The following is a 12,485-nucleotide window of genomic DNA, read 5'->3' as shown; positions in this document are numbered from 1 at the left end:
GCCTGGATCTGCGGCGGGGTCGGTGCGCCCACCGCCGCGCAGGCCGCGGCCATGGCCAGGGCGCTCGCCGCCGGCAGCAGCGGCGGGGCGGCCGGGTTGAACTTGTCGCGCGCAGGGGCGCGTCGGGACTTTGCGGTCACGAATAGGTCTCCAGCAGTCGGACGCGGGTGATGAAGTCGAGGCGGTAGAGGAGGACGCCGGTCTTGGCGTCGAACTCCTCGACGCCCTCGCCGCCGGAGCGGAACTTGATCTCGGCGTCCGGGTGGCTCCAGCCAAACAGGGCGCCGCGGACCTCGCCCACGGGCGTCTCCAGCTTCGCCAGGCCGGCCTCGCCCTTGGCCCCGGCCAGGTTCACGCCCACCAGGACGGTCTGGGTGACGTCGAAGGTCTGGCGCAGGGGACCGGAGCCTTCACCGACATCAAAGGGCTCGGCCCCGCTCAGGATGACGAAGGCCGAGGGGCTTGCGGTCAGACCGCCGGGCTTCATGCCGGCGGCCAGGTCGGCGGCGGCGCCCACCTGGCGCAGGCTACGGGCCTCCACCTTCAGGCGCTCGATGACAGGGGTCTGAGCCAGCAGGTGCATCAGCCAGCCTCTCCGATCGGGCCGGCGATGTGCCGCAGCAGGATCTGGGCGAAGGCGGTCAGGTCCTGCTGGTTGGCGCCCAGATAGGGCCTGGCCGGAATGGTGACCGACTTCGCGGTGATGAAGCCGCCGGCGATCTTGAAGTGCAGCGCCTTGCCGTTGATCGGGCGGATGACGCCGCCGAGCTGGTGGATCGCCGCATAGATGCGGTTCGAACCCCATTCGACGCCGTCCTGAGCGACCTTCGCCACCCGGATCGAGCGCAGCAGCAGGCCGCTGGCGATCAGTGTCATGCCGCTCGGCTTGTGGCCCTTCTTCCAGGGCGTGCCGTCCGGGCCGATGCCGGTGAGGAAGCGGCGGCGGGTTTGGCCGACGCCGGCCTGGCCGACAGCGCGCCAGCCCGGACGCAGGTCCAGCCCACGGTCCCGGGCGCCGCGAAGACTTGCCCGCGCGCTGGCATCATCCAGGCTGTAGCGAAGGGTGATCCCGCTCACGACAGGCCTCGCTGGAAGATCCGCACACCTGGCTCGGTGGCGGCTGGCCGAGGTGAGGCCACGGCCTGGGCGGGCGCGATCGCGCCGCCGTCCAGGGTCGCCTTGCCGTCGGCGACCCGTCGCAGGAAGGCCAGGGCGTCTTCGTAGTTCTTGCGCACCGCCTCGGGCGGGTTCGCGCCATAGAGGCGGTACCGGGCGATGTCGCCGGAGATCCGCCGCAGGTTGCGCGGCGGATTGGCGGCATCGATCGCCACTGCATGGCCGATCAGGCTGACGATCTCGGCGTCGGCGTCCTCGAGCATGGCCTCGACCACGGTCGAATCCGTTTCGCCCGCGCCGTGCCGGTCGCTGAGCAGCCGCAGCTCCTCAGATCCGAAGCGCAGGGTCAGGTCTTCAACCGTGGCGAAGGTCATCGGCCCTCACCCTCGATCTCGAGGTGCGGGTCAGCCCAGACTCGGCCGGCCTGGTCGGCGGTGACCAGCTGGGGCGCGAACGCACCGGTCCAGACCACCCCGCCACGGCGGTAGGCCTGGCCGTCTCGGGAGCGGGCCGTGATCAGCAACGGCTCGCCATCGACCCCGGCGGCGGCTGTCTCCGCCGCCGGGGGGAGACCTTCGGCCTCCTGGCTCGCTTGCTGGGTATTGTTCGAGACCGCCGACGCTGGATCCAGGGCGCCAGCGGTCTCGCCGGAGCCGTCCGTACTCACGCTGGACGGCTCAAGGGCGGCGGGCGGCGCTTGATCCGCTCCGCCTGCGGGGGCGGCGGCGCCAGCCGTCCCGCTCGGGGATTCAGAACCGGCGGCCGAAGCCGCCGGTTGGGTTGAGGTGGTGGCGCGCGGGGCGCGAGGAGCCTTGACCATGGATCAGGCTCAGCTGAGGAAGTCGGCGACGAGCAGCTCGGCCGTGCCGCGCCAGATGTTGCTGGCGCCTGCCGCGTTCCGCTCGGCCTGCAGCAGCTCGCGGGCCTCGCCCTCCAAAGAGGGCGGCACCACCAGGAGGCGGCCACGGACGCCCAGGGGCTTATCCTCGTCGTCCTTCAGGCTGCCCATGGCGGTGCGGGCGGCCTTGAAGCCTGCGGCGTTCAGGGTGGCCTTGGACCGGTGGGCCATCTGCCAGAAGCCGAATCCGGCTTCGGCGCGGCCCGTGGTGCCGTAGACGAATTCGTTCTTCCAGAAGACGTTGGGGTCGTTCGGATTGTCGAGGCCGACCAGGTCGAAGTCCTCGCGCTTCTGATAGATCAGCGGCTTCAGCGCGCGGGAGGTGTCCAGCAGGTACCAGGGCGCACTGGCGCCGTCGGTGATGTTAGAGACCACCGCCTTGCCCATGGGGTGCTCGGCGTCGAAGAAGTTCTGGCCGTCATAGCACTTGGCCTGATGCCCTCGGGCCAGCAGGCCGAAGATCAGCTCGTCGGGGAAGGCGCCGGTGGCGCGGCCCAGCTCCTGGAACATGGGGCCGTAGATGCCGAGTTGGTCATCCTTGATGTCGTCGGCGTTGACCGAGATCGTGCTTTCGAAGCGACGGTTGGTCACCTCATAGCTGTGTCCGGCCAGCTGCTTGACGTGCCTGTCGCCGATCCACTCGCGGATCTTCGGCCAGGCGCCCAGCCAGGAATACTTCTCCGTGCGCGCCGAGGACGGCACGAGGGTGGCCACCTGGCTCCAGGCGGGCGTGACGCCGGCGAAGCCGGAGCGGAAGCTGGTCTTGAACCCGGTGAACAGGTTCGAGAGCAGCTGCTGAGTGATGGGGCGGCTCATGGTCGGCGCGGTCCTTAGATCGTGACCCAAACGCCATCGCTTTCGACATCGAAGACGACGCCGGCGACGGAGCGGGTGTTGGTGTTGTGGGAGGACGAGACGGTCTGATCGTCGAGCACGTAGCAGGACGAGCCGATGTGGGCGGCCGTGACGGCGCCAGCCCCGTCATTGGCGAACTTGTAGGTGCCGCGGACCACCTGAGCCTTCACCGCGCCGTCGGTCGCCCCGCCCTTGGCGTAGCTCTCAAAGATCCCGACGGTGCGCAGGCTGGCCGCGGCCACGCCGGGCTTCACCACGGCGCCGTCCATCACGGCGATGGCGCCCTGGAAGCAGACCGCGTCGGCCTTCACGGGCAGGACGCGGCGGTGAGGCTCGCGGCGATCGATGCGGCGGTTGTCAGTCTGGGCGGCCATCTCAGGCTTGCTCCTTCAGGGTGGCAGCGAAGGCCGTGGGCTCCACGCCGAGGGCGGCGCAGAGCGCCACCTGGTCGGCGGTGAGGCCGTCGGCGTCGGCCTCGGTCGCTCCGGGCTTCTTGTCGGTCTTGGTGGGGTCCAGCACGGCCGGCATGCTGGCGACGGCCTTGTCGAAGGCCTCGCCATTGGCCTGGGCGATGGAGAGCCAGTGCTCCCGGCTGGCCGGCGCCAGCTTTCCGGCGGCGATCGCGTCATCGACCTTGGCTTGTGCGGCGGCCGTCTGGGCCGTCGTCTCGATCTCGGCCAGCTTGCCCTCGGCCGTGGTGGCCCGGGCGATGGCCAGCTGCAGGTCGGCGGCCGGCACGAACTTCTCGGGATTGCGGGCGTCGGCGGCCAGGGCGGTTTGGGTGGTGACGGCGGTCACCAGGTCGTCTTCGGTGGTGGTGGCCGCAAGCCCGAGGGCGGCGACCAGCCGGGTGAGCAGGCTCATGGATGGGTCCTGGGGAAGTTGGCCCTCGACCCGGGCGAGCGCCGGAACGTAGAGGGCTGGGCGGGTGACCATCGCCACCGACGTCAAGGCAAGGATCTCGCCCTGACGCGTGTGGACGAAGGCCGGGGAAACATAGCGGTAGCGGCGCGCGCGCCAGGCGGCGGCGCCTTCGTCGGTCCAGTCGATCTGAACGAACACGCCCTGGCCCGGACGGTGGGCGATGGCCTTGATCCAGCCCTGGGCCGGCGCGTCCTCACCTTTCGGGGCGCGCAGTTCCGAGGCGTGCTCGATGTCGAGGGGAAGATCGGCCTGGTTGGCCGCAAAGGCGGCGATCAGGGTCGCGGGGTCGGACAGGGTCCACTTGCGGCCGTCGCGGGCCAGGACGTCGCGGCCCTCGGGGAAGATCTGCACCCACTCCGGCGGCTGGTCATCGGCCGAGCGGGCGAGCGAGACCTCGATGCCGGCGCCGTAGGCAACGGCCGCTGCCGCGGCGGCGCTGGCGCAGGCCAGCAACCTCCGCGGCCTGGCGGCGGTTACATGACGATTCCCCGGGGTTGCCACAGTGCGATGCATGGGGCCATCTTCGGGATGTCCCTGGGGCTTGTAGCCCGGACAGGTGTCCGCTCCGCCGCTGCGGATCGTCAACGTCCGGAAGGCCCGCGCCCCGGCTTCTCAAACACCCCTCGAACGCCCTCGAACGCCGCTGGGGCCGCCTGCAGCCCTTCCGGCGGCGTCAGTCGCGCTGCGCGTTCGCCAGGCGCTCCTGGGGCCGCAGTCCCGACCCTGGCTTTTTGGCCGGCAATCGCCTAGATTTGGGCTGCGGCGGCCGAGTCAAACGTGCAGCTGGTCGGGCGGTCTCCCTGAGACCTCCCTTCGATACGGGAAGGTCGCGTACCCGCGGCCGCCGCATTCCCCCTCAAGGCGCCACGTCTCCGGCCCCCGGTCGGATGAGCACCCTCTTGGCCGCGAAGGTGGCGCGCCGTCGCGGCGACGTGGGGAAGAGCGTCCGGACCCGCCAGGCGCCATCGGTCCGCTTCAGGCCCAGCGCCCAAAGCTGTTCGCCCTGCGCCCCTGCGAAACGGCCGACGATGGTCAGCTCGCCCTTGCCGGCCTGCCAAACCTCTCCGGATTCGATCAGGCGCCGCACCCTGTCCCAGTCCGCCGGCCGCGTCGGATGCTGGTCGGCCGAGTGGCCGATCGCTGAAGCGTTCACCACCACCAGGCGCGCGCCGTCGAAGGCTGAGTCCTCAGGGGCGACCGCCAGCGGCCAGCTGGTCTTCGGAAAGGGCAGCTCGGCGTCCACCTTCTCGCGGGCCAGGCGCTCGGCCTGGTCGCGGGCAAGGCCCGCGCCCAGCAGACGCGCCGCCTCGCCCGATCGGGCGATGGCGCGGGTCTGGCCCAGCGCCACAGCCTCATCCACCAGGTCGACGAACTGCGGCAGGGCGGTGAGGTCTGCGGCCGCGGCGCGGGCCTGGTCTGCAGACAGGGTTTCGATCCGTCGCCCCAGCAGCTCGCCGAGGTTCTGGCGACGGGCCTGACCCGCATTGTAGGCGAAGCCCGGTCCGATGCCGGGGGGCGTGCGGGCCGTGCGCCCGGTCTTTTCGTGGCGCCACTCCGGCCAGGTCTCGGGGTCGGCGCTGTAGCCCAGGGCGGTCAGTTCGGCTTCCGAGGTCAGCGCGACCGTGCCGCTGGCCAGATCATCGACTGAGACCTGGATCACGAAGCAACGGCAGTACCAGTCGTTGGGCGGGAAATGCGTGCGCCAGAAGGGGTGGTCGACCGGCAGGACGACGCCGAAGAACTGGGCGTGAGACGCCCGGGTCCGCTCATCGCGCACGCCCAGATACATGAGCGCCGGAAAGGAGGCCTTGGTCTCCTCAATGGCGGTCCATTCCGCCGCCGCATAGGCCTGGCGCACATTGGTGTCGTAGATGACCCGCGTCCGCCAGGGCGCGGAAAGGTTCACGATCCGGCGGCCCTCGGCGAATTCCTCGACCACCTGGCGCCCGGCGAAGCCCAGCTTGCCCAGGCGCTCGGCGAAGGCGCCCTGAAACATCTCGTAGGTTTCGCCGGCTTCCACCGCCCTCGTGGTCAGCTCCTGGGCCGCGGCGATCACGTCCAGTCGCCAGACGCCGGCCAGGGTGAAGGCTGTGGCGTGCTGCTCGCGCCACAGTGAGGGCCAGCGCCAGGATCGCTGCACGCCCTTGCCCGCCAGGAAGGCGACGGCGGCTGGGTCGGGACCGACGTCCAGATTGAACCGGTCGGCCATCAGCTCCCCTCGACCGGCGGCCCGGGGGCATAGCCGGGACAGCGATCGCCGCAGTCACCCGGCGTCATCAGGTGCCCCGCCAAGGCTATACGCGAGAGCCAGGGCGGGGCGGTGATCAGGGCGGCGGGCGCGTCCGGATGGAAGTGCGCCCAGGCGCACAGCGTGCGCTTGGCCGGCAGGGGGCGATCACGCTCGTCCACTAGCTCGGCGGGCCGGTGGGCGTAGCGACAGGGCGATCTCATCAGGCACGCTCGCGCGGCCGGGCCAGGGCGGCAGCCTGGAACATCGCCCGCGCCAAGGACCTGGCCGCGGTCGGCGCCTCGAGGTCGCCGGCCATGCGCTCAAGGCCGCTCAGCACCTCGCCGAAGTCGGCGGAGGTTCGGACCAGCTCCATCACGGCCTGCGCTTCGACGCCGAAGGTCCGCTCCCACCCTTCGAGCTCGGCGAGCTGGATCGCGTCCAGGTCGAGGTCCAGGCTCTCGCGCCGCGCCTCGGCCTCCGGCAGGCCCGACCTGGCAAGGGCCGATCGGCGTCGATCGGCCGCCAGCGCAGGGGGTGGGGTTGGCGGTTGGGTCGCGGCGATCGGCGGCGACAGCACCTCGGCGTCTGAGGCCGGCTCGCTCAGTTTCAGTTTGCTGCGGACTTCCGCCTGATCCACCCGCAGGCCGAGCGGCACGAGCCGCTCCAGCGCGGTGGACAGGCTCTCGATATCCTCCGGCTCCTCGACCACCAGGTTGAGGTGCGGCACGGGCGCGTCCGCCCCGAAGTTGAACGCGACGAAAGGCGCTAGCAGATCGCGGGTGACGCACTTGCCGATGCCTCGCGCGTCAGCCTTCAGCAGGTCTGTGCGAACCTCATCATGGACCATGGCCTGGGCGCGGCTGCCCCCGTCGTCCGTGGTCATGGTCTGGCCAAGGACCGCCTTGGACACCTGGCTGTCGATGAACTTGACCAGGCGCTCGAACAGCTCCGCGCCGCCCACCCCGGAACCGGCGGTGGGAAACTCGATCTCCATGGATTTGGGGATCACCGCCGCGGCGTCGGAGCCCAGGCCGAAGACCGCCCGCTTCAGCACCTCGACATCGGCCGGCGTCGCTGAGCCGTCGTATCGGCCCAGGCGCAAGGGGATGCCGAAGATCTCCGCATAGGCCATCCAGTCCTTCAGGCCATAGAGCTTGCAGACGAAGCTGAAGGCCACCAGGCGCGCCAGACCGCCCCGCGAGGGCAGTCCCGATTTGCGGCCGGCGAGATGGACCGCGAACTTGAACGGCGGCAGCGCGACGCCATCCAGGGCGCCGGCGTCGCGAAGACGCAGCTCGCGGCCGGTTTCACGGTCGAAGCGGAACCAGCGCGGATCTCGGTGGGCATAGGCCCGCGGTCGCCACGCGTTACCGCTGGTGTCCCAGAGGATCTCTGTGGCCGAGTAGCCCTTCGCCACCGCGTCCAGGCTGCCCTCGATCAGATCCTCGAAAGCTGGCGCCTCAACGAGTTCGGCGCAGGCTTCCAGGATTTCTTCGGCGCCGGCCTCGTCCTGTTGGCCCTTCGACCAGGTGAGTTGCCGGTCCAGGCCGAGCACGGCCAGCTTGCGGGTTTGCAGCACCGAGCCGTAGTGAGGATCGCGCTCCTCCATCTCCTCCGCCAGGACCAGGAAGGCGTCCATGTCGCCCTGGTTGGCCTGGCGCAGGATGGCCTCGAGCCGGTCGGGCGTGAGGCCGGCGACGGCGCTTTCGGCCGACCAGGCCTGACGCACCCCGGTCATGCCTGGACGGGCCACCTCTTCGGAGAGCGCCTTCTTGTTCACCTGGATCGGCCGGCCATCCGGCCCGAGCAGCTGGGGCATGGTCAGTACCTGAATCCTCTGAAGCCCGAGCCGCCGCCCAGGCCTTCGTTCTCCGCCCGCCGACGGGCGAGCGCGCTCTCACCGGTGAAGTCCCGGCCGGTGACCGGGTGGTAGGCGTAGGGTTGGAAGGGGATACTGGCGGCGGCGCAGACCAGGCCTGCGGCCCAGAACTCATCCGCGTGCACGTCGCCGTCGTTGACGAGCGTGATGGAGCCCGCGAGCCCCCCCTTCTTCTTGATCGCCCGGAAGTCGGTGCGGATCTCCGGCTTGGGCGGAATGCGCAGCAGGCACCGGTCCACCCGGTCCTTCAGCGCGATGGCCAGGTCCAGCCGGTTGGGGCCAGTCAGCAGGACGCCGGTCACCCGGCTCTCGCCATAGAGCCGCTGCTCGTCCTCGACCACCTTCTCGCCCATGCCGGTCTGGTCGATGAAGTAGCGGACCATGCGTCGGCGGCGGATCAGATCGGCGGTGGCGTCGTCCTGGGCCTGGAAGGTGGCGCCTCGGCCTAGCCACCGGTCGCGAAGCCAGAGAACGTCGCCCACCTCCTCGCAGCCGTAGATGACGGCCAGGTCACGCCGCCTGGCGACGTCGCGGCCCATGAAGTAGGGCCCGCCGGCATAGAGCTCGGGCAGGCCCGCATCGGGGTGCTCGCAGGCCGCCAGGGCGGCGGGGTCGAGCCAGGAGCCCGCGCCGGCCTTGGGGATGCAGTCCAGCTCCTCGTCGGCGTCCTCGCCGTAGGTGGCGCGGATGTCGGCGATCCAGTCGGCCTTGGCCGCGATCTTGCGCCCCTTGACCTCGAAGGTCATGGCGATGCGTTCGTACAATCCGTCGGCGATGGCGTCGTCGAAGGTGATCGTGATCGTCTCGCCCTTACGGCGGCCAGATCGGACATCGTCCAGCATGAGGTTGAAGGGGTTGGCCACCCCGTCATGGGTGGACACCACCACGACCTGACCGCCCCACATGAGCAGCGCTATCGCCGCCTTCAGCACCTCGGCCAGATCCTTGTGGAAGGCCGCCTCGTCGATGATGACCAGGCCCTGCTTGCCCCGCAGGGCGCGGGGCACGGATGGAAGGGCGACGATCTTGAAGCCGGAGGCGAAGCGGATCCGGAAGGCCTGGACCTTCTCGCCGTCCCCGTCGAGCATCTCCTCGTCAGCCGCCTCTGCGGCGATCCCGAACGCCCGAGCCCAGAGCGCGCAGGTGTCGATGAACTCCCGCGCCATCTCCATGTCGTAGCCCATGTACCAGGCGTTCATGCCGCCTTTGGACGGGACGGCGCCGGCGATCAGCACGGCATAGGCCGCCAGGCCCCAGGTCAAACCGATGCGCCGGCTCTTCTCGATCATGAGGAGCGACACGCCGGCGAAGAGACGGTCCAGGGTGCGCGCCTGGTACTTGAGCAGCAGATCGCCCGGCGGGAGCTGTTTGAATGCCGCCCCGGCCGCCTCCCGTTCGAAGGCCTTCTGGTCGGCCATGGATGCCGGGTTGAGCTTCACTCCGCCGTCCCCAGGACAGCCCGGCGGATGAAGTCCACCGTATCGCCAGACATGCCTCTCGATTTCATGGCCTTCTCAGCCCGGGCTGCGGCGCTCTTGGCTTCCTCGGCGCGGATCTTGGCGATGCGCGCCTGGTCGGTGGCCTGGGCCGAGGTGAGCTTCTGGATCGAGCTGGTGAGGAACATCAGCTCCTCCATATCCAGGCCCGGCCCGTCCTCACGGGTTAGACGCTCACGAGCGATCTTGAAGGCGATGTTCTGCGTGACCTCGATCAGCAGCTGGCCGATCTTTCCCTCGGCGGCGTCTGGCCCCAGCTGGCCGACGATCGCCTGGGCGGCCTCCCGAGCTTCGCGCATCTGCGCGGAGACTTCTTCCACCGACTGCATGTGCCGGTGAACTGACGACCGGCCGACCTCGACACCACGATCCCTCAGCCAGGCCCACAGGTCATCGACAGAGACCCGCCCGTCGACGATCTGGCGATCCAGCTCTTCCCGCAGGTCGGTCGGCAGTTGGGAGGCGAAGCCTCGCTTGCCCATGGCCTCACCCTCGCGGCGTGGGGCGCTGGACGCCTGGCGCCACGGCGCGGCCGGCGGCGACATCGCCACCCCGCTCCGTCAGCGTCGCGATCACAAGGCTGGTCATGCTCGTATCCGAACAGACGACCAGGTTCTGCTCAGCGAGCCAGGCCAGTTCGTTGCGCACCGTGTCGCGCGTGGCGGAGAAGCCCAGGGTCTCCATGGCCGAATGCAGGATGGAGCTGTTGGCTTTGCAGCCGGGCATCTCGTCCAGCACTCGCAGGATAGCCAGGCGCAGGTGCTGCTGAAAAACGGTGGCGTAGCTCATCCGACGTTCTCCACGCCGCGGGTCAAGAAGTAGCCCTCAAGCCGGCCGACACCGCTCTGGACGGCCCGGACGGCCGAGCCGACCTCCTTAACGTCGCCTTCCAGCCGCGCGATGTCGGCCTTGGTGGGCAAGTTCTCGATGTCGCGTTCAATCCGCTCGACCTGGCCTTCCAGCCTGGTGATCTTGGTGTCGTGCTCATCGACGTCCTCGCAGATCGCCTCGTCCTTCGCCCGCAGCGCCGCCACGGCTTCGGCGATCTCGCTCTTGGCCAGCTGGCGAAGGGACCAGCAGGCCCAGACGGTCAGGGCATTGAGCAGGAACAGCGCCAGCGGCAGGTACTTGATCAGGTGGTCCAAAACTCAGGCCCTCACACAGGCGCGCCGACGGCGCTCATGCGCCTCCTGGCAGAACAGGCACCGCCTGGCGGTGGGGTTGGCGGTCAGGCGCTCAGCCTCGACCGTGTCGTCACAGTCCTCGCAGAAACCGGAGACCGGCCGGGCGAAGGGCGCATCGCCCAGCACGCGCCGCAGGGCGACATCCCGCCCGAACTCTTCCAGGGCCTGGGCGCGATCGGCGTCGTCGCTCATGGTTGCGGGCTCGCGACCGCGGGGCACTGCGCCTGGGCGTCCGCCATCCGCTGGGCGAGCAGATCCTCGCGCCCATCCTTGGCAGCCAGATAGTCGTCGCCGGCCGCGTTGGTCCGCACCACGGCGTCGGCCGCCGGGGTGGCTTCCGGCGGAATCGGCAGGGCCAGCTCGGCCGGGCAGATCAGCCGGGTCTCATAGATCCGCTGGATCACCGGATTGGGCGCCGGCTCAGGCGCAGGGGGGTGTTTCGAAGCGCTCGCACAGGCGACCAGCGTCAAAGACGCGCAGGTCGTCCACATCGCGAGGCGCAGCGTCACGAACAGCTTGGGCACGCGCATCTCTCTCAGCTTGAGACCGGCCCCGCGCCTCGGCGCGGAGAACGGCTTGGGTTTGGGTCTCGGCGGCCTGGGCCAGATCGGCCTGCAGGCTCGCAAGGGTGTGGCGATCGGTGGCGACCTGGGCGTCCAGGCGCTTCACCTCGGCCGGGCAGGCGCGCTCCAGCAGCGCCACGTCGCCGGTGGCCAGGGCCTGCTGGCACAACCGCGCCAGGCGCGCCTGAGCGACCAAAGCGGCCACTGGCGGAGCGCAGGCCGCCTCGGCCCCAGGGCGGGCCGTTTCATCGGGGATGGCGCTGAGGCAGGCTTGGGCCTCGCGCAGGTCACCATTGGCGGTCTCCAGGCGGGCGGTCTGGATCGCGGCGGTCACCGCGACGGCGGCGAGCGCGCCCAGGACTCCCCAGCCGATCATGGCCTGCAGGTTCATTTGGTGCGCCCCCGGGCTTCGATGATGCGGGCGATGTCGGTGGCCATGGCGCCGGCCACGTAGAGCAGCGCCTGCAGGGCGACCAAGCCGCAGAGCGCCAGGCCCAGCGTCTTCTGCACGCCAGGATCATCGGCCCGGGTGATGATCGCCCGGACCAGCCACATGCAGGCGGCCACCAGGCTGAAGCTGAACAGCCGCCGCCAGGTCCACTGGACCTCGGCCAGGCGCGGGGCGGGAGGCGCGGCCTCAGACACGACCCAGCTCCCGCGCCCGGCGTTCCCAGCCCTTCAGGAACCGTTTCTGGCTGGGATCGGCCGCGACGATGGCCCGGTAGCGTTCCAGCGCCTCGGCCCGGATGGCCTCGAGCACCGGATAGCCGTAGCGCAGGCACTCGGTCAGCTTGCCGCGGGTGATCGGCCCCATCACGCCGTCCACCTTCAGGTGCGGCTTGCCCTGGCGGTTGAGAGCGCGCTGCAGGATCTTGATCGCCGCCGTCGTGCCGCCGTTGACGGCCTGGTCGAAGATGGCGGCGTCATAGGGGCGAGGTAGCTGCCAGAACCCGGGGCCGACATAGAAGTGCTGCAGGTAGAGATTGCGCGCGATCTCCGGTGTCAGCGCCCGGATATCCTGGCCGTCGAGAACCGTGTCGAAGTTCAGGTCCAGGTCGGCGAAGCCATCCTGGTTGGTGTCGATCCCACCGACCGCCTTCAGGAAGCGGAGCGAGATCCCGTACTGGGTCTCGCCCCCGCGATCGACCGGATCGTTCACATGGCCGCCCTCGATCCGCAGGATGCGAGCGGCCACCATCGACCAGCGCGCCTCATGTGCCGGCGCCCAGCCGGCCGGGCGGCGAACCTCAAAGGTGGCGGAATTGTCCAAAGCTGGCCCCACGCAAAACCCGGCTTGCGCTGGGCGTTTCGACGTGGACAGCATGGCTGTAGCAGGGGGC

At 70.0% G+C, this 12,485-nt stretch carries 19 protein-coding genes; all 19 read right to left on the bottom strand.

Translation table 11 applies throughout. The annotated features are described in order from the left end of the window. Positions 1 to 136 precede the first annotated feature (136 nt). The 19 genes from Q8L83_RS08300 to Q8L83_RS08210 all read right to left on the bottom strand — a co-directional run bounded on the left by Q8L83_RS08300 (position 137) and on the right by Q8L83_RS08210 (position 12,415). Positions 137 to 583: a hypothetical protein gene (locus Q8L83_RS08300; protein WP_305285912.1), complete on the bottom strand. Its 447-nt coding sequence runs from the start codon at positions 581 to 583 to the stop codon at positions 137 to 139. Next, positions 583 to 1,077, bottom strand: coding sequence for a phage virion morphogenesis protein (locus tag Q8L83_RS08295; protein WP_305285910.1), 495 nt, complete (start codon positions 1,075 to 1,077; stop codon positions 583 to 585). Before Q8L83_RS08295 ends, Q8L83_RS08300 begins: the two co-directional genes overlap by 1 nt. Then, on the bottom strand, positions 1,074 to 1,490 hold the full coding sequence (locus Q8L83_RS08290) for a gp436 family protein (protein WP_305285908.1): 417 nt from the start codon (positions 1,488 to 1,490) through the stop codon (positions 1,074 to 1,076). The genes Q8L83_RS08295 and Q8L83_RS08290 overlap by 4 nt, the downstream gene beginning before the upstream one ends. Continuing rightward, entirely contained in the window at positions 1,487 to 1,783 is a 297-nt protein-coding gene (locus tag Q8L83_RS08285) for a hypothetical protein (RefSeq protein ID WP_305285907.1), read from the bottom strand. The genes Q8L83_RS08290 and Q8L83_RS08285 overlap by 4 nt, the downstream gene beginning before the upstream one ends. Before the next feature lie 162 nt (positions 1,784 to 1,945). After that, positions 1,946 to 2,830 carry a Mu-like prophage major head subunit gpT family protein gene (locus tag Q8L83_RS08280; protein ID WP_305285906.1) on the bottom strand — a complete coding sequence of 295 codons (885 nt, stop codon included), beginning with the start codon at positions 2,828 to 2,830 and terminating at the stop codon, positions 1,946 to 1,948. A 14-nt stretch (positions 2,831 to 2,844) separates the two neighbouring features. Next, on the bottom strand, positions 2,845 to 3,243 hold the full coding sequence (locus tag Q8L83_RS08275; protein ID WP_305285904.1) for a hypothetical protein: 399 nt from the start codon (positions 3,241 to 3,243) through the stop codon (positions 2,845 to 2,847). A 1-nt stretch (position 3,244) separates the two neighbouring features. Continuing rightward, positions 3,245 to 4,246: a phage protease gene (locus tag Q8L83_RS08270; protein ID WP_305285902.1), complete on the bottom strand. Its 1,002-nt coding sequence runs from the start codon at positions 4,244 to 4,246 to the stop codon at positions 3,245 to 3,247. Between the two features lie 403 nt (positions 4,247 to 4,649). After that, positions 4,650 to 6,002 (bottom strand): phage minor head protein, encoded by a 1,353-nt coding sequence (locus Q8L83_RS08265; protein ID WP_305285901.1) that lies wholly within the window; start codon positions 6,000 to 6,002, stop codon positions 4,650 to 4,652. After that, the gene (locus Q8L83_RS08260) at positions 6,002 to 6,244 is read right to left on the bottom strand and encodes a hypothetical protein (RefSeq protein WP_305285899.1); all 243 of its coding nucleotides are present in this window, start codon (positions 6,242 to 6,244) and stop codon (positions 6,002 to 6,004) included. Before Q8L83_RS08260 ends, Q8L83_RS08265 begins: the two co-directional genes overlap by 1 nt. Continuing rightward, positions 6,244 to 7,842 (bottom strand): DUF935 domain-containing protein, encoded by a 1,599-nt coding sequence (locus Q8L83_RS08255; RefSeq protein WP_305285897.1) that lies wholly within the window; start codon positions 7,840 to 7,842, stop codon positions 6,244 to 6,246. Before Q8L83_RS08255 ends, Q8L83_RS08260 begins: the two co-directional genes overlap by 1 nt. Before the next feature lie 2 nt (positions 7,843 to 7,844). Further along, on the bottom strand, positions 7,845 to 9,320 hold the full coding sequence (locus Q8L83_RS08250) for a hypothetical protein (RefSeq protein ID WP_305285895.1): 1,476 nt from the start codon (positions 9,318 to 9,320) through the stop codon (positions 7,845 to 7,847). A 17-nt stretch (positions 9,321 to 9,337) separates the two neighbouring features. After that, a complete protein-coding gene (locus tag Q8L83_RS08245; protein WP_305285893.1) occupies positions 9,338 to 9,880 on the bottom strand; it encodes a DUF3486 family protein in 543 nt (180 codons plus the stop codon). 4 nt (positions 9,881 to 9,884) lie between these two features. Beyond that, a complete protein-coding gene (locus tag Q8L83_RS08240) occupies positions 9,885 to 10,187 on the bottom strand; it encodes an ArsR family transcriptional regulator (RefSeq protein ID WP_305285891.1) in 303 nt (100 codons plus the stop codon). Beyond that, on the bottom strand, positions 10,184 to 10,543 hold the full coding sequence (locus tag Q8L83_RS08235; RefSeq protein ID WP_305285889.1) for a DUF2730 family protein: 360 nt from the start codon (positions 10,541 to 10,543) through the stop codon (positions 10,184 to 10,186). The genes Q8L83_RS08240 and Q8L83_RS08235 overlap by 4 nt, the downstream gene beginning before the upstream one ends. A gap of 3 nt (positions 10,544 to 10,546) precedes the next feature. After that, entirely contained in the window at positions 10,547 to 10,774 is a 228-nt protein-coding gene (locus Q8L83_RS08230) for a TraR/DksA C4-type zinc finger protein (protein WP_305285888.1), read from the bottom strand. Next, positions 10,771 to 10,986 carry a hypothetical protein gene (locus tag Q8L83_RS08225; protein ID WP_305285887.1) on the bottom strand — a complete coding sequence of 72 codons (216 nt, stop codon included), beginning with the start codon at positions 10,984 to 10,986 and terminating at the stop codon, positions 10,771 to 10,773. The genes Q8L83_RS08230 and Q8L83_RS08225 overlap by 4 nt, the downstream gene beginning before the upstream one ends. 16 nt (positions 10,987 to 11,002) lie before the next feature. After that, positions 11,003 to 11,536, bottom strand: a complete 534-nt coding sequence (locus Q8L83_RS08220) for a hypothetical protein (protein ID WP_305285885.1) — start codon at positions 11,534 to 11,536, stop codon at positions 11,003 to 11,005. Further along, positions 11,533 to 11,790, bottom strand: a complete 258-nt coding sequence (locus tag Q8L83_RS08215) for a hypothetical protein (RefSeq protein ID WP_305285884.1) — start codon at positions 11,788 to 11,790, stop codon at positions 11,533 to 11,535. The genes Q8L83_RS08220 and Q8L83_RS08215 overlap by 4 nt, the downstream gene beginning before the upstream one ends. After that, a complete protein-coding gene (locus Q8L83_RS08210) occupies positions 11,783 to 12,415 on the bottom strand; it encodes a glycoside hydrolase family 108 protein (protein WP_305285882.1) in 633 nt (210 codons plus the stop codon). Before Q8L83_RS08210 ends, Q8L83_RS08215 begins: the two co-directional genes overlap by 8 nt. Between the last annotated feature and the right edge of the window lie 70 nt (positions 12,416 to 12,485).

The sequence above is a fragment of the Phenylobacterium sp. genome, assembly GCF_030680185.1.
In the GTDB taxonomy this organism is placed as follows: Bacteria; Pseudomonadota; Alphaproteobacteria; order Caulobacterales; family Caulobacteraceae; genus Phenylobacterium.
This window is presented reverse-complemented; position numbering and strand designations above follow the sequence as displayed.